13 protein-coding genes are annotated in these 21,366 nt (G+C 56.6%); 5 read left to right on the top strand and 8 right to left on the bottom strand.

Annotated features, from left to right (window positions below; genetic code table 11):
- Positions 1–22: 22 nt before the first annotated feature.
- From Q1Q75_RS06145 to Q1Q75_RS06135, 3 genes are all read left to right on the top strand, one after another.
- Positions 23–544, top strand: a complete 522-nt coding sequence (locus Q1Q75_RS06145) for an HD domain-containing protein (protein ID WP_300668358.1) — start codon at positions 23–25, stop codon at positions 542–544.
- Between the two features lie 68 nt (positions 545–612).
- Positions 613–1,572 (top strand): thiamine-phosphate kinase, encoded by a 960-nt coding sequence (thiL, locus tag Q1Q75_RS06140; protein ID WP_300668357.1) that lies wholly within the window; start codon positions 613–615, stop codon positions 1,570–1,572.
- 16 nt (positions 1,573–1,588) lie between these two features.
- Positions 1,589–2,365 carry a TatD family hydrolase gene (locus tag Q1Q75_RS06135; RefSeq protein ID WP_300668356.1) on the top strand — a complete coding sequence of 259 codons (777 nt, stop codon included), beginning with the start codon at positions 1,589–1,591 and terminating at the stop codon, positions 2,363–2,365.
- A 70-nt stretch (positions 2,366–2,435) separates the two neighbouring features.
- Here the strand turns inward: Q1Q75_RS06135 and Q1Q75_RS06130 are convergent, their stop codons facing one another.
- From Q1Q75_RS06130 to Q1Q75_RS06120, 3 genes are all read right to left on the bottom strand, one after another.
- Entirely contained in the window at positions 2,436–3,194 is a 759-nt protein-coding gene (locus Q1Q75_RS06130; protein WP_300668354.1) for a hypothetical protein, read from the bottom strand.
- A gap of 130 nt (positions 3,195–3,324) precedes the next feature.
- Positions 3,325–3,861 carry a hypothetical protein gene (locus Q1Q75_RS06125; RefSeq protein ID WP_300668352.1) on the bottom strand — a complete coding sequence of 179 codons (537 nt, stop codon included), beginning with the start codon at positions 3,859–3,861 and terminating at the stop codon, positions 3,325–3,327.
- Between the two features lie 239 nt (positions 3,862–4,100).
- Positions 4,101–5,051 carry an AEC family transporter gene (locus tag Q1Q75_RS06120; protein WP_300668350.1) on the bottom strand — a complete coding sequence of 317 codons (951 nt, stop codon included), beginning with the start codon at positions 5,049–5,051 and terminating at the stop codon, positions 4,101–4,103.
- A gap of 278 nt (positions 5,052–5,329) precedes the next feature.
- Between Q1Q75_RS06120 and Q1Q75_RS06115 the strand changes: the two genes are divergently transcribed.
- Together Q1Q75_RS06115 and Q1Q75_RS06110 are read left to right on the top strand one after the other, a co-directional pair.
- Positions 5,330–6,244: a molybdopterin-dependent oxidoreductase gene (locus Q1Q75_RS06115; protein ID WP_300668349.1), complete on the top strand. Its 915-nt coding sequence runs from the start codon at positions 5,330–5,332 to the stop codon at positions 6,242–6,244.
- Positions 6,245–6,253: 9 nt separating this feature from the next.
- On the top strand, positions 6,254–8,890 hold the full coding sequence (locus Q1Q75_RS06110) for an ATP-binding protein (RefSeq protein ID WP_300668347.1): 2,637 nt from the start codon (positions 6,254–6,256) through the stop codon (positions 8,888–8,890).
- A 280-nt stretch (positions 8,891–9,170) separates the two neighbouring features.
- Here the strand turns inward: Q1Q75_RS06110 and Q1Q75_RS06105 are convergent, their stop codons facing one another.
- The 5 genes from Q1Q75_RS06105 to Q1Q75_RS06085 form a co-directional block, all read right to left on the bottom strand.
- Entirely contained in the window at positions 9,171–11,237 is a 2,067-nt protein-coding gene (locus tag Q1Q75_RS06105; protein ID WP_300668345.1) for a methyl-accepting chemotaxis protein, read from the bottom strand.
- Between the two features lie 292 nt (positions 11,238–11,529).
- Positions 11,530–12,408, bottom strand: coding sequence for a DUF4412 domain-containing protein (locus Q1Q75_RS06100; protein ID WP_300668344.1), 879 nt, complete (start codon positions 12,406–12,408; stop codon positions 11,530–11,532).
- A 438-nt stretch (positions 12,409–12,846) separates the two neighbouring features.
- Positions 12,847–16,077, bottom strand: coding sequence for a hypothetical protein (locus tag Q1Q75_RS06095; protein ID WP_300668343.1), 3,231 nt, complete (start codon positions 16,075–16,077; stop codon positions 12,847–12,849).
- A gap of 133 nt (positions 16,078–16,210) precedes the next feature.
- The gene (locus Q1Q75_RS06090; protein WP_300668342.1) at positions 16,211–18,214 is read right to left on the bottom strand and encodes a hypothetical protein; all 2,004 of its coding nucleotides are present in this window, start codon (positions 18,212–18,214) and stop codon (positions 16,211–16,213) included.
- A gap of 35 nt (positions 18,215–18,249) precedes the next feature.
- A partial coding sequence (locus tag Q1Q75_RS06085; RefSeq protein WP_300668340.1) for a hypothetical protein occupies positions 18,250–21,366 on the bottom strand: 3,117 nt, incomplete at its 5' end.

Genomic DNA, 21,366 nt, shown 5'->3' with positions numbered 1-21,366 from the left:
CGTCAACGTGGAAGCCCTTTTAATGAAGCATTACGGCCCGGGGTCGGAAGCCCTTGAGGTGCTTTTGACCCACAGCCGATGTGTGGCGGAGAAGGCCCTGACTGTGGCGGACCGAGTGGCCCATCTGGAACCGGATCGACTCTTTATTAAAGAAGCCTCCATGCTTCATGATATCGGGATGATTCACACCTGGGCGCCCGGCATCGGGTGCCGGGGTGAATACCCCTATATTCTGCATGGGGTGATCGGGGCCGAGATGCTTCAAAAGGAAGGGCTCCGCCGTCACGCTCGTGTGTGCGAACGTCACACCGGTGCCGGTCTTTCCGTCATGGAGATTGTAGAGGCTGACCTCCCTTTGCCCCATCGGAATCTCCTCCCCGACACCCTGGAGGAAAAAATTATCTGTTTTGCCGATAAGTTTTTTTCCAAAAATCCTACCACCCTGACCCATGAAAAATCCATTGCCAAGGTTCGAAGCCTGATGGCTCAATACGGCGACACCCAGCTCGTGCGTTTTGAGGCCATGGCTGCTCTTTTCGAATGATCGCCTGAGGTTTCACATCCAGATCCATGGGCTTGGGGCGGAGTCCCTTGCCGTCGGAGGCTTATCTATTGACTGGAGAAAAAAAAGAGGGCGGAGAGTTTTCGCTCATCGAAACCCTGGTAGCACGTCGGCCGAAGCGGGAGACCCTGTTTCGGCCTTGCTGTGTGGCGGCAGGCGATGACGCGGCGCTTCTTGCCACCCTTGACCGACCTGTGATCACCACCGATACCCAGCGGGAAGGGGTGCACTTCCGGCTCGACTGGCAGACCCCCTGGGAGGTCGGCGAGAAAGCCGTGGCCGTGACTTTAAGTGATCTGGCGGCTTCTTTTGCCCGGCCCGTGGCCCTTTTTGTGAATTTGGGCATGCCCGTCGGACTGTCCGATTCCGTGGCAGAAGGTCTTTACGACGGGCTGGGGGCGGCCCTTGAGAAATATGGCTGCGATCTTGGTGGGGGAAATACCTCCAGATCGGCAGAGCTCTCTCTGGATCTTTTTGCCGTGGGGGAGGGCCAGGGTCCGATGCCAAGGCGTTCTGACGCCAGGGCCGGGGAATTGCTCTGTGTGACGGGGACGCTGGGGATGGCCCGTGGTGGGTTGAGGTGCCTGGAATCTGGAGAGACCCGCTTCCCCGAACTGATTCATGCCTTTAAGGCGCCTCGTTCTCGCTTTGACGCGGCGGAGGTGCTGAGGCAGGCTGGGGTTCGGTGCGTGATGGATATCAGTGACGGCCTCGCAGGAGACGCCCTGCACATGGCCAAGGCCTCCGGTGTGACCCTGGCTTTGAACGTGACATCTGCCATGGCGTCTCGGGCGTTGAGGGCCTGGTGCGACTCCTGCGGGGAAGATCTTCTCTCCTTTATGGCCTCCGGGGGGGAGGAGTACGAGTTGCTTTTTACCTGCGACCCGGATACCCTTGCCGCCATTGAAATAAAATGTCCCGACGTGATCTGTGTCGGCCGAGTGTCCGCCTTTTCCGGCGCGTCCCTTCAGGGGCTGCCGCAAGAGGCCGTCTCTTTTGAACACCGATGAGTGAAATAAAAGCGATATGAGAATTATAGACAGCCATTGTCACCTTGATGACAAGAGTTATGCCGAAGATTTGAATGAGGTGGTGGCCCGGGCAGAGGCCGCCGATGTGATGAAAGCCATGGTGGTGGGTGTTTCCAGGGCAAGCTCTGAAAAGTGCGTGGCCCTGGCCGAAGGCCGGGATTTTTTTTATGCCTCCGTGGGGATCCATCCCCATGACGCCTCCGACACCGAGGAGGCCACACTGCTGAGGCTGGCCGAGCTGGCAAAAAGCGAAAAAGTGAAAGCCTGGGGCGAGTGCGGCCTCGATTTTAACCGCATGTATTCCCCCCAGGATGTGCAGGAGACCTGGTTTGTCCGGCAGCTTGAACTGGCCGAAGCCTTGAACCTTCCCCTGATTTTTCACGAACGCGATACCGATGGGCGGTTTCTCGAGATGCTCTCGGCCCACCGTTTCGACGGCCTGCGCGGCGTGGTCCACTGTTTCAGCGGCTCCACAACGGAGATGGAGGCCTACCTGAAGATGGGTCTTCATATTGGCGTTACCGGTATCGTCACTATTCAGAAACGCGGCGAACACCTTCGGGAACAGGTGCTTTCTGTTCCAAGGGAACGCCTTCTTGTCGAAACCGACGCCCCTTATCTCACCCCCGCTCCCCACAAAAATAAAATTCGCAGAAACGAGCCCGCCTTTGTCCGAGAGGTCCTTCTTAAGCTTGCCGCTGTCCGAGGCGATGACCCGGAGCTCCTGGCCGAGTCCGTTTGGAACAACACCACAGCTCTGTTTAATCTGTAAAGACAGCTTAAAAAGACGCCTCCGGGGGCCGGGATTGAGCCCCTGGTTCCTAAGAAGGCGAAGGCTCTCTTTAGAACACGGAGGTGGCACCTTTGTACCCGTAGGCTACGGTGGTGGCTTTCGTGTGGTTGTCTTCGCTGGCGATGACGCCGCTGACGGGAATCGAGCTGTGGGTGACGCTGCGTCCCTGGGTTGTGATCCCCATGAGAGAGACGGTGTAGTGATGAGAAAAGCCGCTGGCTGTTTGAATGTAGGGGCTTTCGTAGGCTTCGCGTTTTGCCTCGCCGAGGCGGACCATGGACCCGGCCAGGGCGCTTCGGGTCATGCCCTGGGCCATTGCCAGCAGTTCCGGGGGCATTTCGTTGACGGGGCCGTTACCTTGACGGGTGCGGGATCGGGTGATGCGCAGAGAGTTCATCATGCCATCAAACTCTTCTTTGGCATAAGAGAGGTTCCCCTGGATCGGATACCCCTCGAAGGTGATCTGGCTGTAGGTGGGGAGGGCGTCCGCGGCGGCGGAGTATGCTTCCATCTCAAGGGTGACGGTGGTGCTGTTGACTGAGATCACCTTGGTGGTGGTCAGAGAGACGTTTTTATCGCCGTTCAGGGTCTCCTGTAAAACGGTGATCCATTGCCCGGATTTCAGGTCCATACGGCGCGTTTTGGACCGGCCCAGGGTTCTGACCTCGGGAAAGGCCATTTTTTCGGCCATGTCGTAAATCACCTGCCGTTTTTCCATGGAGACCTCGGGCAGGAGGTTCATGAGGGTGGTGCAGGAAGCGAAGAGAAAAAGGGCCAGTACGGAACATGCGAGGTGTCTCGTTTTCATGGAATACAATCCCCCTTGGGTGTCGCCGATGATGCGTCTGTTGTGTGTGGTGAGAGGCGTGTCTGTGATGGTATGAAATTAACAGAAATCGAGGGGATGATCAATGAAATCCAAGGGCTGGGCAGGCAGGCTACCGGGCGGAGGCCACCCTCTTCGGGGAGGATTTCTTTTCCAGGGTGTCGATCATGTCAAGGCAGCTCTGGCGGAATTCTTCATAATCGGTCAGGGAGAGGTCGCCGGTGAGGATCCACTCCAGGGCATAGTTGAACCCCAGGTAGTCGTAGGTGTAGATTCCGTAGTCGTTTCGCAGGCCGTCGATGCTTTTTCGGCACATGAAGGCCAGACAGATCGGACTTTTATGGGTGGGCAGCACGCACCCGGTGCTCGTGTGGTATTCACAGGGGCTGACCAGGCTGGAATCTTTCACCTCTTCGGGGGGGCCGTACAGCGCCACACGTTCGTCCCGCAGCAGATCAAAGCTGGGATGCTCCAGGTCGTAGACCTTGTAATATTTGTCCTTGCAGCAGGCGGCAAAGGGCTGGTTGCCGTTTCGGGCAAGCTCCGGCAGCACGCATTTTTTCAGGCAGAAATCATAGAGCCCGAAAAAACGGTTTAACAGGGTTTCGATCTCCAGATACCGTCTCAGGTTTTCCTTTGCGCTCCCCATACACCCCTCCTTGAATCAAGTTAACCCGGATATTTCATGAGAAAATGATCGATTCGAAGAAATAAACATTTATTGCAATGAGTTATTGCGGAAAATTCAGTTATTTCAAAAATACAAAATGTAATTCACGGTTATCTGTTCGCTTTTCTCACCCTTCGGGCGAGCCGGGTTAACCTGTCTCTTTTAGCGCAAACCACACCTGCTGGCAAGTTCGGGCCCGTGAGAAATCGGGGCGATGGTTAAACGGGGGCCGCCAGGGTGAGCCAGAAGGGGATGGCGAAAAGGCAGACAGCGTAGCAGATGAGCATGGCGCCCCCTAAAATTTCTGTGCGGCCATTGTAGGCTCGGGCCTGGAGGATGAGGTTGGTGGCTGGCGCGGCGGCGGCCTGAATCATGAACAGGGAGGCGACCAGGGGATTTCGGTCTGCCAGGTGGAAGGCGGAGATGCATGCCCAGGTTGCCAGGGGGATGAAACCGAATTTTACGAAGGAGAGGCGTAAAAGGCCATGCCAGGGGGGCAGGCTTTTAAAACGGACTTCTCCCAGGGTGGCGCCGAGGATGAAGGTGGCCAGGGGAATGGTGGCGCTTCCCAGAAGGCGTGTGGAGTCCATGACCAGGGGGGGCACATAAGAGGTCAGCCCCAGAAGCACAAGAACAACACCGAGCAGGCTGGCGATCAGAGGCGGGTTGAGCATCCCCTTGAGATTGATTTTATCTTTGCCTCCCACAAGCCTTACCCCGAGAGTCCAGTGGATGGGGGTGTTGCCGATGACAAAGAGAAAGCAATAGGCCGCAAAGGTGTCAAAGGAAGCTGGAAAGAGAGCCTGGCCGACAGGAAGGACCAGATAGGCAGAGTTTTGAATGCCGCACATGGCGATGAGCTCTGGATGCTTATGGAAGGTGCGGCCAAAGAGAACCCACCCGAGGAAAAGCCCCCCGAGATTCATGGCCATGGAGGCTAAAGGGAGAATCCACCACAGGGAACTGGATGTGGTGTTGAGTCGCGTGATGAGTGAGGTGAGGATCAGGCAGGGAAGCAGGACATGGATGGTGATGCGGGACAGGGTGTCGATATCTTTGGGCTGAATGATGCGTCGTCGTGTCAGGAACGCGGCAAACAGGGCCACGAGCACGATGCGAAGCATGGAAAGAAAGACCGTCTGGAATCCGGTGGCAAAAAGAGGGGGCATCCTGGTGTCCTTGGTCGTGATGACGTTTTCGTATAAGACCCGATGTGTCCGCGTTGGATGAGGGGCATCCTATCTTGCTTCCGTCACGGGGTCAATGAGGTGACCTCGTGTCCTTACGGGTCATCGGTGCGAGGTCATTCATCATTTCTGCCCATGATTTCAGGAATTAGGGTTTAACTATTTACCTCGGATGTCCGATACCTTTCTTTAGATGTCGATTTTCTATGAAATTTTACGATATTTTTATTTTCCAAGTAAATAAAATCGGGTGACTGGCTGTGCGATATTTATATGTTCTTCTTTTGTTTCTTTTATCGGTGATTGCCTGCGATGCCTCATCCCTTCCCGCGACGGCGGAACGTTCCGGGAGCATCACCGTGATGGGCGCTCATCACGGGGCTCATCCCAAAGCGGTTCCGTTCAGCGCTTTCTCAGATGATCGGGTAACTCTTTTGGCCGCAGACCCTAACTTTGATTCCACCCGTCTTTCCCTGTACTCAGGCGTGCCCCTGCAGCGCATTCTGGACCGGGCCGGGGTGGGTCCCATTAAAGGGGTCACACTCATCGGGCGTGATCAGTATGTGGTCTATCTTCCGGCGGAACTTGTGGCCAATCCGCAGGTGATCATCGCCTCGGAAAGAGCTGGGAAACCACTGACTCCGTATCGCGGGGGTCCCTTAAAGCTCATGTTTCCCCCTGAGCTGCAGATGCATCTCAGTGCCTATTGCTGGTACGTGGATACCGTGATTCCAGATTATGATGACAGTCCGAGGGTGACGGTTCGTCTGGGCGGGAAGACAAAACAGTATACCTTACCCGACCTGGATGCTTTGGGGCCGGAAAAGAGGTCGCTTTTTCTCTCGATTCCGCTGGGATATCGATGGGATTTTCCCCAGCTGAATCAGCCTTCCCGGGTGACAGCGGTCTCATTGGAAACGCTTTTTGCCGGTGAAAACCTGGCAGGGAAACAGGTGACCCTGACGCCCTTTTCGGGCCGACCCATGATCCTGCCCGTGGAGCCTCTGCTCGCCTGTGAGGTGATGCTGGTTTATCGGATAAACGATGAGTCGATTCATCCTGCGCTGGGCGGTCCTTTTTCTATCTATTTTCCTGTGATGGCCTGTGGGGATCTGAAGGGTATCGCCCCGGAGACAGCCTCTCTTTTCTTTTTACATGAAATTTCCGTCGATTAGGAGCGTTCTATGGCGTTTCATATGCGGTTGCAGACCAAGCTTCTGGTTGTGGTGAGCGTGCTCGTCGTGATGGTGGTTCTTATCTCCTCAGGGGTGGTCACGCTTTCTCAGAAGAAGCGATTAACCGAGTCTACCTATCGGATGATGGCGCGGGATGCAAGATACCTTTCCCGGCGTATCAGCCACAATATTTACAATTCGAACTGGCGAACGATTCAAATCACGATGGACATCGCCCTGCAGGCCAATGAAGGGATGTTGTATTATGCCATCCACGATCAGGCTGGCCGGGTTTTGTTTTCTTCCGATCTGAACAACAGGGGCACCATGCAACCCTATTGCATCGAGACCTCTCCTTTGTCTGGAGAGGTTATCCCGTATCGGTCCCAGGGGTTTACGGTTCGAGAGCGGCCTCTTTCCGGACCCGCCGCATACAAGGCAGATATTCGGGGAACTGAAGGGGAAGAGGTATTTGATACCTGCATGGAGGTTCATTACATTGGCCACCCCATCGGCTGCCTGAGGATCGGGTATTCGAAACGTGAGTTGTCAGCACACATTCAAAAAAGCGCGTTGGATGTCCTGGCCGGTGGAGGGGCGATTCTTCTGACGGTAATGCTGGGCCTGCTCGTCTTGATTCGCATCAGCATTGCCCCGCTGGGGAGACTCAACCGGAAGCTTTTGTCCTTGAGACAGCGGGCGATGACCGAATCCCTCGGTGAGGTGTTGGGGAACGCCGATATCCTGCAGATTTCTGAGAACTCCACCACCACGGAGATCCGTGAACTCTCCCTCTCCTTTAATGCCTTGAGTGAGCTGCTGGTCGAAAGCTGGCATCAGCTGCAGGCCCATCAGGTCAATTTGGAACAAAATGTGGCGCGTCGTACCGGGGCTCTGCGGAAAGCCAACCGCGCGTTGCTCAGGGAAATTGCCGAAAAGAAAGAGGCTGAAGAGAAGCTCCGGGTGAAAAATTCCCTGATGGTGGCCCTTCATGACACCACCCTGGACTTGATGCGTCACCTGGAGTTTAACGAACTTCTCGAGCTTCTCCTTAAACGGGCCGGAGGGCTCATGGGGATGGAGAGCGGGTTCTATTTTGACTACCGGGAGTCCACGAATCAGCTTCACTCTCTGGTGAGTTCAGGACCCTTTGCGGATATCTCGGCCTTGCCCACTCGGGTCGGTGAAGGCTTGGTGGGCAAGGTGTGGCAAAGCGATCGGCCCCTTTACGTTTCGGATTATAAAACATGGGAAGGTCGTATGAAAGGACAACCCGGGCTGGGAGGGCTTGGGGCGTCGGTGGCTGTGCCCATTCGTCTGGATGATAACGTGGGGGGGGTGTTGGGGCTGGCCTATTTTGGTGACGACTTTGAAGTGGATGAAGCCGCCATGGGGGTTTTGATCCGTTTTGGTGAGCTGGCGTCCATCGCTTTGAACAATGCCATGATGCACAGCAAGCTGCAGGGGGAACTCGATGAGAGACGCCGGGTGGAGGCCGAAAAGGATCGGTTGTTTCAACACCTTCTCCAAGCCCAGAAGCTGGAGGCTATTGGGACGCTGGCTGGAGGGGTTGCTCATGATATCAACAATCTTCTCATGGCGGTCCAGGGCAATGCGTCTCTGATTGTCAGCCTTGCCAAGCCGGGGGATACTATTTGTAAGCGGGGAGGAAAAATCGAGGAGCTGGTGGCCAGCGGGGCGAAGCTGACCAGTCAACTTCTGGGTTTTGCCCGGGGTGGCCGGTACCATGTGCGTCCCGAAAGCGTGAGCACGGTGGTGAAAAGCAGCCTGTCTCTGTTCGGCCGCACCCGAAAGGGCATCATGATCTCCGAACACCTGGCCCCCGATCTCCCCAACGTGGAGCTCGATCGGACCCAGATGGAGCAGGTGCTTTTGAATCTTTACCTTAATGCCTCCCATGCCATGCCGGATGGCGGTCGGATTCGTATTGAGACGGGCCTGACAGAGTTGGACTCGGAGCTCTCCGGTGCCTTTCGGCTCAAGCCCGGGGCTTACGTGACGGTGGCCGTGTCCGATACCGGGGTCGGGATGGATAAGAGCACCCAGAGCAAGATTTTTGATCCCTTCTTTACCACCCGGGAGATGGGGCGAGGCACCGGGTTGGGGTTGGCTTCGGCCTATGGGATCGTCAAAAACCACAAAGGCGCCATCACCGTGACCAGCGAGGAAGGTAGGGGAACCTGTTTTACGATTCATCTGCCTGCCACGGACAAGCACCGATGGAAGGATGATGCCTCAACGGTTTCCATTCGCGGCGGGGAAGGGACGGTGCTGGTGGTGGATGATGAACTGGAAATTCGGGAAGTGGTGAAGACCATGCTGAAAGGGCTGGGATACCGGTGCCTGGAAGCGGAAAACAGCAGCCAGTGCCTTTCCATTTTCAGGGAACAGGCAGAGACCATTGACCTGGTGCTTCTCGATGTCGTGATGCCGGACGCCGGGGGGGACATCGCCTATCAGGCCATGAAAAAGATCGATCCCGATGTTCGAGTGATTCTCTGCAGTGGCTACAGCCGGGAAGGCCGCGCTGAAAAAATGATTGATGCAGGATGCCGCGGGTTTATTCAGAAACCCTTTACCCTGGAGGTCCTCTCCACAGAAATTCATCGGGTCCTCCAGGGGTAGCCGAAAGAGATTTTCTGAATGCAAAAGCCCGCAGGGAGTGACCCTGCGGGTTTTTGTGTTTTTTGACTGGGAGACCCCCGAACGTATCCGTGCGGAGTATGGAACCCGGCGTTCCGACAGTTCATGCGCTTGTAATGCAGGGCATGGGCCCTCACCCTTCGCGCGAATGCGGACGCGAGGTGCTGAGAGGCCTATCAGCCGGAGCGCATTCGCAAACCCGCTCTCAAGGTGGCACACCTTGCCGCCGGAGGCTTTTTTTGGCGCTGAATAGTTACCTCTTTTAAATCTTAAAGCGACCCACCAGGCCGTTCAAGGCTTCGGCCATGGCCTTGAGTTCCCGGGCACTCTCTTCGACCTTGTGGCTTCCGCCGGAGATGTCGCCTGAGGCGTGGTTCACGTTGACCATGTTTTGGTTGATGGCGTCCGCTGCGGTTGCGCACTGGCCGACGTTGTCATTGACCTCACCGATACCGGCGGAAGCCTGGCCGATGTTGGTGGAGATCTCGCTGGTGGCGGCGGACTGTTGTTCTACGGCAGCAGCGATACCCGAGACGATGTCATTGACATTTTTGATGACCCCTAGAATGGCGTTGATCTTCTCCACCGAGGCGTTGGTTTTTTCCTGGACGCTTTCGATATTCCCGCGGATTTCAAGCGTGGCTTTGGCGGTTTGGCCGGCCAGGTCTTTGATCTCGCTTGCCACCACCGCAAAGCCTTTGCCGGCTTCACCGGCGCGGGCCGCTTCGATGGTGGCGTTTAAGGCCAGGAGGTTGGTCTGTTCAGAGATCTCGGTGATGGTGTTGGTGACCTGTCCGATTTCATCCACAGCGTTTCCCAGACTGTTCATGAGGTCGGCGGTCTCCATGGCGTCGGCCAGGGCGCCGTCGGAGACGGACCGGGCGTTTTCTGAGTTGGCGGCGATCTCCCCGATGGTGGCGCTCATCTCTTCGGCGGAAGCGGCCACGGTGTTGATGTTGGCGGTGGACTGCTCCATGGCAGAGGCAATGGTGGTAAGGTTCATGGCCATTTGACTCGCCTCTTCGCCCACCTGGGAGGCCAGGCTCTGGGTCTCATCGGCGGAGGCGGAGAGGGTGGCGGAGACGGTGAGAAGCCCCCCGGAGGAGCTGTCCACGGAGAGGGCGTTCTCTTTGACATCTCCGATGATTACCTGGAGATCCGCCATGAAGGTGTTGAACCATCCGGACAGTTCGCCGATTTCATCCCCGGAGTGCACCTCCAGACGCTGGGTGAGGTCTCCGTCGCCTTTGGCGATCTCTTCTAAGAGGGAGGCACTTTTTCGCAGAGGTTTGGCAATGGTCCCGGCCACCCAGATGACCACGGCGGTGAGCAGGAGAAAGGCGGCCACACCGATGCCCACGATAAGCCAGGCGATGGTGTTGGCCTCTGCCATGACCTGAGCCATGGGAATGTTGACCAGAAAAGACCAGGGCCTGTCCTGACCGGTAAAGGTGACAGGGGCAAAGATGCGCACGATGTCGATTCCCAGATCCCTTGAATTGGATTCAAATTCGAAGGGCTTTCCTTCTTTGATCGCTTTCTTGGCGGCGGACCAGTTTTCAGAGGAACCGATCTCTTTTCCGTGTTTGGCTTTGTTAATCTGATGGGCCACATAGTTGCCGTCGTTGGCAATGACCGCCGTGTACCCGGTGCCGAAGGGGGTAAGGTCTTTAATCATGTCTGAGAAGGAGGCAAGTTTCAGGTCTACGCCGCAGACCCCCATGACGTCTCCGTCGACTTCAATGGGAACACACAGGCTGATGATCTGTTCCTTTGTTCCCTCCACCTCATAAAAATAGGGAGTGGTCATGGTTTCGTGGCCGCTGCGCAAGGGAATGAGGTAGTAATCACCAGTTCCTTCCGTGGCGTAATCAACCAGGGGGGTGACATCGACGGTGTCCCCGTTGCGGAACCAGTAGGGCACGAATCGGCCGGTGGCGTCATGGCCTTTCTTGTTTTCGAAGGCACCGTCGAGTTGATCCAGGGCGTCTGGCTCCCAGCCGGTCCAGACGGCGATGAGCTCCGGGTTGTTCTCCAAAACCTCTTTCATAATCTGGTTGAGGGACTCTCGGGGGTTAAAGCTGCCTGACTTTTTGAAGGCCTCCATGGTCTCCCCAAGGGAACGGACCGTGCTGAAGTAGGCCTCGATTTTACCCGAAATCTCCGTGCTGTGGCGTGCGGCGATCTCCTGACCCTGCATGATGGCGGCATGGTGGGCAGAGCTGCGTACTTTAAAGGTGACAGCGGTGATGGTGATCACGTAGGAAAGAAACGCAATGGTTGAGATGGCAAGAATCAGCTTGCCGCGAAGTTTGAGGTTTTTGATCATCCGCAGAGCTCCCATTTGGTGTTTGAAAAAGGAAAACAACTCTATATATCGGGTGGAGGGGGATGGGAGTTTAGGTGGATTATATAAAATATCTAATAAAATCATGCTGGGTGGTGCGGATATTGCTTCGGTCTCTCTTTAGCTCGCTGATATCGGCCACTAAAACAGGTCAGTGAACCGGATTGATGAGGGTGCTGAGGGAGCGGAGGACGCCCCTCAGTGGTTCAGGCTCTTTTCCGAAAAAGGGTCGGGAACCCAACGGCAGTGGGTTCCCTTTAAAAAAGCGTGTCTTTTATTGCGGGACGTCCAGTCCGGCGGCCATGGCCTTCAGCTGCTTTTCAAGGGCCTTTGCCTCTGCCGTTTTGCCTTCGCGGTTGAGACGTTCAATCTCCATGCCCATTTCCATCATTCGGCCCATCATCAATGCCGGGTTTATGGCCTGGGATGCGTTGACAGGGGCTGAATTTTTGGCGTAACCCTTGACCTTTGAGGTGTCAAAGAGGCTCTCTTTTAACCTGGCGCCTGTCTCGATTCTTGAGAGGGTGGTGGCTCCCGAGAGAACGCCATCTTCAAAGGTTTGGGTGACATGGGGGAGAAGAAATCCTTTAACCTTTTTGAAGTCGCTGTTGAGGGTGAGGGTGGTGTCTCCGTCGTTTGTGCTTTTCTCTTTCACAAGGGTGTTGCCCTTTACGCTGATCCAGAGGGTTTCCGTCTCTCCGTAGGGACGTGTCACGTTGATTTTATCGCAGGTCATGCCTTCTATCTTTTCTTTGCCAAGGTAGGTCACGGACTGGGGGGCTTCCTCTTCGCTATCGTCTGTATCGGAGGGGTGGCTGTTTTTACCAAATTGAGGGGAGAAGAGGGTGCGGGTGACCCCATCGTCAATCACGATGGTTTTATCGCCCGATTTCCCCATCATGGGGTGGGTGCTTTTGATCACCACCGACTCCATGCGACTCTTTTTTCCTTTCAGGTACACGGTGGTCTCGGTGAGGTTTCCTTCGGACTCGATGGTAAGGGTCATGACGACGTTTCCCAGGGCCTTTTCCATCTTTTTTTCTACTTTTTTGTACTGATTATAGACAGCCTGTCCGTTTTCGCTGAGTCCTGAGGCTGCAGTCAGCAGTACAAGAACGGTGGCAAGGCCGATGCCGTAAAAGATTCGTTTCATGGATCCCCCTGTGGTGAAGATGTGGTTTAAGCATGCGCGCATACATTATCAGAAGAAATCTATACCGGCGCATGCCGTGTATCTTGTTGATACGGCTGGCTATACGAATTTAATAATTTGTGCCTGAATGCTTGCCTGGTTTAATCAAGTTATGTTTTGCCGGACTGCTGCCCGTCATGGATCGCAGCTGTGTTACGGATTGTATCAATCAGGCCTGACATAACTCTGACAAGGACCGCTGGAGCCAGTCCGGTTAAAGTTAACCTTTGAAAACAAACCAGCCACCCATGGTGCTGGTAATGTGTGATACACAACACAACCCGCTTTCAAGGTGGCGCCGCCTTGCCGCCTGCATTGCTTTTTGTGCTTTTATTTTTTTCTGCACCCTAAAGGCATCCAAAGAGAGGACGTCAGGGACTGAGAGGGTGTGCATTCTTCTTAACCCCACAACCCTTCCAGGAGTGTTTCGATCTCGTCATCGGGCAGGCCTTCCCGGGTGAGTTTGTCCCGGTATTTTTTCAGGAGCGAGGTGGCCCTGTGGGAGGCATTTGCGGTTGTGTGGTGGCGGTGGATTGCCTTGACCAGTTCCAGGCTTTCGGGGTCACCGGTGATTTGGGTTTCCAGGGTGGCGAGGTCTTTGGCCATGGGGACCTTGAGTTGGGTGAGACTGTTGAACCAGGTGAGGGCGGCACGCTGGATGAGGGGCCGCAGCACGTATTCCCGGTATTCGTGGCTGGTGCCGTCATCCGAGAATCCGGTGAGGTAGGAGCCCCTGACCAGGGCGAAGGCGGTGCGAAAGCGGTTGGTGGCCTGCCAGAAGGATTGGGTTCGAAACAGCTGGAGGCCCTCTTCTGCAAGGTCGGAGAACTGCCAGGCATCGACGTTGACGTTTGACAGGATCAATTTCTCCTTTTTGACGGAGAGGAAATCACTCGGGTTGTGGGGGGCGATGGCTTTTTTCAGGGTCTTCTTGAGACGGGAGACCATGGTGTCCAAGCTGGCACGACCTTTTTGCGGAGAGGCGTCGGGCCAGAAAAGGGTCTGGATCTCATCCACGGAGAGGGTGCCGCTGCGGGAGAGAAGCAAGGCGAGTAATTGCTGCTGGCTGGTTGTGAGGTCCTGGAGGGTGAGGACAATCCGGTCGTCAAGGGCCAGGGTAAAGCCGCCGAACGTTTTGATGCATAGCAGGGGAATAGGATGGCCGTTGGGTGTGTACCCGCGCTGGAGTTTCGTTTTGGCAAGGCTTGTGGCGGTTTCTACCTCAATGCCTTCGGCCACGGCCCTGTCGACCAGGGAGGTGATCATGGATAGGGGCCAGGAGAAGTGATGGCTGCAGTGATTGTGTTTTATCAGGTGGAGCCACCTGGCCGTGTGGGTGTCTGCCAGGTCTTGGCGTCCGGTGGCGGCATAGAGATGGCTCAGGTGCGCCAGGGTTCCGGTCCGTTCATAGGTTTCTTCCATGGATTCGAAGGTGCCGAGGGCGTCAAGAAGAAGCGGTTCGGCCTTTTCGAATTCCCCGGAGTGGGTCAGGGCCGCCCCGGTGATCAGATTGGTGAGGGCTATAAAGAAGGGGGACCCTGATTTTGAGCGCTGGTTGATGGCCTCCCGGCAGATGGCCGGGACCTTGCGGTGCTCGTTTTGCATGGCCAGGGCAAAGGCCTGATAATGAAGCATCTGATTCAGCATGTGGGCATTGCCCATGGCATGGAACCGGGGCAGGGCTTTAATGGCGATGCGTTCGGCCAGGCCTGCCTTGCCACCTGACAGGGCCGCGTCTATATCCCAGATAGCGAAAAAGGGGGTCACCACCTCTTTGAAAATAGTGTCATTTTGAATGATATCCGGGGTGAGTTCCCGGTAGTGGTGGTAGGTCTCTGTATCCCCTTCGATGAGCAGGGTTTTTAACAGGGTCATCCATCCAAGGAAGCGGTTGTAGGAGCTGACCCGGGGGGATGAGATCAGGGGGACCAGGGGCTCAATTTCATGGTTGAATCGGTTCCAGTTCCCCTTGAAACCGTGGATGTAGATTCGGATCGTTCGAATTTCACAGACGGCATTGATATACCCTTTTTTCAAGGCCAGTTCCAGCGCCTGGTCTGCGCAGAGCAATGCCTTCGTGAGGTTGCATTCAAAAAAAGCGTAGCCGCAGGCCAGGCAGTAGAGTGTCTTGAGACGTACCTGTTCCTCCAGCTCGTTCTCCAGTTTTCTCAAGGCCCGGTGCACCGGCTCCAGCAGGGGCCTGCCCGCGTCGAAGAGGTCATCCACCCAGCTGTGGTAGTAGATCTGTTGGACCTGGGCGATGAGCAGGCCCAGGGCATCCTTTTTTTGAAGGAAACAGGCCTCGGCGGCCTTCAGGAAGGCAAAGGCCCTGGGGGGTTCGACTTCCATCAGGGAGATGCCGTAGTTGCAGGCCAGCCACCCCCGTTGGGTGATGACTTCTTCGGGCATGCGTCCGATGCTCTGCCTTAAGGTCTCCAGGCGACCGGCGCTGCACAGGGCCAGGCCGCGGTCCCGGATGATGCGTTCCACTTCATCATAATTTTTTGCATCGAAAAAGAAGCGCGCCGCATCTTCCGGCTTTCCATGGGTTTCGTACCACCCTGCCAGGGTGACAAAAAGTTTTTTCAGCTCTTCTTCGCTGCGGTATTTTTTGCTTTGTTCACGCAGACAGTGTTGAAGGTGGTGGTGAAACACCGCTTCGGTTTTTTTCTCGGTGGCAAAGCGGGTAAAGAAATTGTGGCTTACCAGATGCAAGAAGAGGCCGAGGATGTCGTCCCGGCCTGAGAGGGTGCGGGCCAGGTCCATGGGGACCGTGTCGGCCCAGGAGAGGTCCGTGAGAAGGGGAAGCATTTCGCGGGGGAAACTTTCCACAAGTTCCTGGTCCAGGTAGGCTTTGACCTCGGCTTCAGGGCGTTTCGGCAAAGGGGCGGTTTCCCCTGACGCCTGGAGGGTGTGGGCGCGGGCCAGGACCCCCATGACCCAGCCTTCCGTGGCGGCGTGCACGTGGTTTACCATCTCCCGGGTGGGGGAGAGGTGAAACAGGTGGGTGAGGCAATCGGCTATCTCCCCACGGTTCATGGCAAGAGATTTCCCTGTAATCCGTGTGGACGAAAGAGGCTGGCGGCCGCCGAACAGAAGGTCAGAGACGGAATACCTGGAGAGGAGAAACAGGGTGCGTTGTGGCACCCTGGTTTCGATGAAGCCTTTCAAAAAAGCTGCCGATGGGCTCCCGGTATCCAGGAGATGGAGGTCGTCAAAGACCAGGATGAAGGGCGGTTGAGATGCCAGGGACTCGGCAAGCCGCACCCCATAGGCATGGCAGTCCACCGAGACAATTTCTCCCTTGACCACCATGGCTTCGAGAAAGGGTGAAGAAAAAATAGGCAGGCTCTCTTTTAACCTTCCGAGAAGGCAGTGCAGCAGCCGTGCCGGGTCCGTGTCTCCTGTCTCCATGGCGTACCAGAGGGCTCGTGACGATTCTTGGCCTATGTACTGAGCCGCCAGGGTTGATTTCCCCTGGCCCGCTTGCCCCTCAATGAGAAAAAGACGATGCCCCGCAATCTTTGCTCGAACGAGGATGCCTATTAGCCTGTCCCGCCTGAGATGGGTATTGCCCCCAACCGCCGGTGGCAGATAGCCGTTCACGTATTCCCTTTGCTCGTATGTCACGGTCCCCCCCGGTGAATGACACAAAAAACATGATCTCTATTGGTCTAAATACATAGTCACAGGGAGGGACATTGTTCAATGCCTTTTTATTCTATTGTTTTTTTCTGTGGGCACGGTCGCTTTTTTTCAGCGCTTAGTCTGGAATGGTCACGCTTTGGAATTTACCTGTCGATGCATTGCCTGCGCGGTCGTAGGCAATGACTCGGTAGGTGTAGTGGCGTCCGGGGTTGATTCGCTTGTCCGTCCACGTGGTGCCTCGTGCCATGGAGCGAATGGTTTTGAACTCTTTTTGGTCGGTTCGTTTCCGTTGAACGCTCATGCCTTTGAAATCGTTCCCGGAGAGGGCCGCATGGATGACGACGCGCCCCTTTTCAAGGGTGAGGGTGAGGGACTCAATAACCGGCGGCGTGGTGTCTATCAGGTGGACCGTCAAGGGGCTGGAGTCGGGGGAGTGGTTTCCCGCGGTGTCCACGGCCACCAGGTGGTAGGTGAGGGTGGCTCCTTCTGTGACGTTTGAATCGGTGAATTGGGTTGTTGCGAGTGCTTTGGGAGTGACCCGTTTTTTTCGGTTCCCCTTTCCCCTGTAGAGAAGGTAGCCCTCGACATCGGGGGCTTTGGAGGGACGCCAGGTGAGGGTCACTGAGTCTTTATTCTGACTCCAGTCAGACCAGACAGGGGCCAGCGGCGCTGTGACGTCAGGGAGCTTGATCTTAAGGGTATCGGACCATTCGCTGATGTTGCCGTGGATGTCCGCTGCGCACACCTTGTAGAAAAACGATTGCTTGTCAAAGGCCTTTGAAAGGGAATCCACAAAGATCAGCGGGGCCTGGGGAGCGCTTGTCAGGCGCGTCCAGTCCGGCGCGTCAGCGGCGTACGCCCGGTAGACGCTGTAGCCGGAAAGGGCCTCGTCTGAAACGGCATTCCACTCCAGGATCACCTCGCCCGCCTTGGAGACGGCCCGGATGCCGGTGGGGACGGGCGGGGGTACAAGGTCCCTGCAGGGAACATGCGCCGGTGGCGACATGAGGCTCTCGGTGCCCTCGTTGCGTACACCGGTTACCGAGTAGAAGTAGTCTTGACCGTAGACAAGGCCGGTGTCGGTGTAGGTGGGCTCCGTCAAGGGAGCGTTGTTCAGTTTTCGGAAGGTGCCGTTGGACCGGTAGCCCCGGTAGAGGTTGTAGGTGAGCCCCTTCTCTTTGGGCGTCCAGCCAAGGGTCACCTCGCGGTCACCGGGGGTGGTGGACACAGCGCCTAAGGGAGCGGGGCGCCTTGCGGCATCGGTGATGGCAAAGGCCGAAGGGGACTGGGGAGATTCGTCCCCGAAGGAGTCGATGCCGGTGACCCGGTAGTAGTAGATCCTGGCCGGGTCAAGGTCCGGGTCGGTGTGAAACCAGGGGGGAGTGATCATCTGTCTGGCTTCGTTCACCTGGTAGTTGACCCCGACGGGTGTCTTCGTGATCCGGGTAAAGGGACCCTTCTCTGTTGAGGCACGGTAGATGTGAAAGGCCGCGTAGGTCCGAAAGTTCGTCCACTTGAGGGCTGCGCCCCAGCCGTAGCGAACCGCCGTAGCCTGGGGGGTGTTCATGGGGGTGAATCGGTTTGTTTTTACCAGCTTGCTTGCCGAGGCGATGACGGTCCCGTTGTGGCTGGCCGTTACGGTATAGAGGTAATTTTTGGGTGAGACGACGTCAGGGTCCGTGTGGGTGATCCCCAGGATCTCCATGAGATCTTTCCGGGTCTCGGCCAGGAAAAAGAGCATCCCTTTGCGGTTCTCCTCTTCGGCCAGAATCCGAAGTTTCTCGAAATCTGTTTTGTAGAGGGACTGGGGAAAGAGAAGGGGGATCAGTTCGTTCATGGTCTCTTCGGGTAGCGTTGCTTGAAGCTCCGCCTGGGTTTTCATGCGGAATGTCCCCAAGGGCGTGGCAGGGACCTGCTGCCCGTTGGCATCGAGAGCTCCCGGCTCCGTGCGGGTGAGGGTGTAGGTGCAGTCGGTCCGTTTGTCCGTGGGGACCCACTTTAAGCGCACCCCCTCACGGGTCACCTTGGTCAGGAGGACCAGGGAAGGGGCCTCAAAGGCGTCTGCGGCCATGGCTGAGGGCGCGCACAGAAGGAGAAAACTCAAAAACAGACGTGTCATGGCGGCTCGTTTTGTTGGCTTGTGCATCCCGTGTCTCAATGGGCAATGTCTCCGTTGACGTGGTCGTAGTGGTAGATGGCAAAGTAGGGGTCTGAATAGATGTTGACCGGGTCGTCGCAATGATAGTCCCCTGTATGGAAGTTTGCGTTGCACTTTTTGGGTATGTAATCGATCACATCGGATTTGTATCTTAAGGTCCAGTTAAAAATGGATGCGCCCACCGTGCCGGTGTTGAAGGTGCTGTTTGCCCCTGTCTGGGTTTGAACGGCCTGCAGTTTGACCTTCACCTGATCGTCGATGTACCAGTCCCGGAATGAGTAGTAGAGGTTGGACGTGAGTTTATTTGACGGGAGGATGATCAGGTGCTGGGTGGCCGTGGGGGCGCTGATCACCTCGTAATCTGTTCTGCCGAGGGTCATGGCGACGGTATCGGAGTCGGGTTCATCCCCGTTTTTTTTCGTAAAATCAAAGAAGAGGCCGATGCCATCCCAGTTGAGGGGGGTGTCGGTCTCAAAGGTGAAGACCAGGTCCCCCGTGGCTCCATAGGAGGCAATGGGCTTGGGGCGAGGGTGCTCCATCAGCCACCTCTCATACTCCCTGCGGGCCTCCGGGCACGCCTCAATGAGCGGTTCGAAACCCCCGCCTTGAAACCCGGTGCAGGACGCATATTCGGAGTCGATTTGTCGCCATTCAATGGTGTTTTGAATGGCGTCGTGGGCCTCTTCCCAATGGATGACCTGGGTCTCTCCCTGTGAAAACCGATTCCCGGAGAGATGCATGGAGACATGCAAGGGGTTGATATCTCCTGTCTCCGGGCTCCAGTTATAGACATCATCCTCCGTGATGTCCTGGGATGCCTTGGAATTCAGGATCACCTCCTGATTGGAGAGGGCCGAGCTGGTGACTTCGAAGGGGCTCCGGTAGATCCGTTTGTCATCGGCATTATAAATTTCGATGGTGAAGGTGTTGCCTGTGAAGCGCGTGTATCGGGAACTTTGTGGGGGGGTGCCGTAGTCGTTCTGGTCCGAGCAGTCTCGGGTCCGGCACAGTCCCAGGGTAAAGGGGTGAATTTCATCATCTCGGTCGTAGATGGCGGCCCGGACCTCTCCGGTCAGCTCATCTTTATATAAGATGTTGACGGTGAGGGGATGGCTGGGCTTGGCAAATTTGACCCACTGCTGGGTGGCTGAGACGCTGTTTTCGGTGACCAACCCCTGCTGCCACTCGTTGGCATCCACCACCGCATTGCCTGCGGCGTCGTATACATAGTGACGGTTGCTGGTGGAAAATCCCTGGCCCAGGGCCGGGACCCGGTAGTAGATGCGAACCTCGGTATCGGGGAAGACCACCTCATCGGCGCGGGAGGGAAAGACCTTTTCGATGATCTCACGGGCCCCGGTGAGGTTCTCCGTATCAGCGGTGGTGAAGTCGGCCTTTTGGATTCCTTCGTCGTAGGCCACGCCCGTGAAAACGGAGTCGGGGGACTGGCCCTGCCAATCCGATGGGGATCGCACCCATCTTTTCACCTCCAGCAAATGGGCCCTGGCATAGAGGGTGTAGGGGACGGCCCGGTCCAGCTCGTCAAAGCTTCGCACTTTGATGGTATCCCGGTCGAAGATACCGCCGATCTGGCGGGCAAGGTCCCGGTTCATGCGCAGGTTCCGCACGGCGATGCCGTTGACGCCATCGTCCCCGCTCTGCATGTCGATGTAATCGGCAAAGCCGGTGACCGCGCCGGAGCGGTACTCCGGGTGGTTTTTTACATCGAGGATACGGATCATGTATTTTTTGCCGTTATCAAGGGTAAAGATCTCGTCAGCGGGCAAGGTGGTGCTCATCTCAAAGGGCAGGGTCCGGGGGATATTTGTGCCCCCGTCTCCGGGGAGAAGATAGCCCACCAGGGGCATGCGGGTGGGGTCGTCGACATGGTCTCCTTTGGGTTTTTCGGGGATCCAGAAGGTGGTGCGGTAGGTGCCTGAGACCAGCCCGCAGCAGAAAGAGTACCTGAATTTGGCTTTGATGCGCAGGTAGGTGGGGTTGGGTGTGTGGAACTTCATCCCCAGGGAGGCGTAGGCATTGATGATGGCGTACTTTTCCCCAAAGGCTTTGACGCCTGCCTCGATACCGATCCAGACCCGGCCTTCGGCGTCCACGTAGAAGGGGCGGATGCTGGCTTCAAAATCCAGGGCCACACCGCCGTAGAGACGGCCGTAGAAACAGCCGGCCTTGGCCGAAAGGTCGAACTCCTCGCTGAACCCGAACTTCAGGCCATCGCGATCCATCATGAGGTAGCCGGTGCCGGTGAAAAAACCTCCGATGGCCGAGACCTTCATGGGGCCTTCTTTGGTTCCCAGATAGATATGCCAGTCCCGGGCCGAGGGGCCGAACTGGATGCTGCAGTTGTCCTCACTGACCGTGGCTTCAAAGATGTCGAAGTTGGCCTCATTGATGAGGAAGTTCACGCTTCCTTTCAAGTTAAAATAGGGCTCGGAGACGCCGATGGTGATGCTGGCGCCCATGTAGCGCTCGGGAGCCGCCCCTAAGTTGTCCTTCAGAAAGTAGGTGTCACCGGTCAAGAGAACGGGGGCGCCGGGCTGGACAGTGAGCATGAGGTCCCCGTGCCAGACGAACCCTGCGTCCACCGATGTGCCCAGGGTGACCCCGGCTTGAAACGCAAACTCCTGGGAACGATTGGCGGTGAAGGTGACCCCACTGCCGTTCGCAGAGGCGGCCATGTGGTAGGCGAGCCCCCCTTTAAATGCATAAATGTTCAAGGGGATGGGGGAGAGGTTGATGGGGGCCCCGAGGGAGGCCGACAGCCCCACGCGCCACCAGGTAAAGGAGGGCGAAGAGGAGGTCTCCCGCCCCAATTCAATGGCGGCGTCCCCCTTGATGACACCGGCCACGGCGAGTTCTGCCTCCGCTGCGAATTGATTCGTTTCACCATCCCAGCACATGGCCCCGCCGATGGTGACTCCTGCCTCGCTGTATTTGATGGCGATCTCGCTGATGGAAAAGGAGGTGGGGGAGGCCGTGACGGTGACCTTCCCCTCGGCAAGGGGCCCCACGGCCACCCCGCCGGAGATGGTGGTGGAGAGGGAGTCCGGTGAGACGGTGAGGCCCAGGTCCGTGATCTGAACATCCACGGGACC

Source organism: Desulfoluna sp., from assembly GCF_030145185.1.
Taxonomy (GTDB): Bacteria; Desulfobacterota; Desulfobacteria; order Desulfobacterales; family Desulfolunaceae; genus Desulfoluna.
Note: the sequence above shows the minus strand (reverse complement) of the source record. Positions and strands in the feature narration are given on the sequence as shown.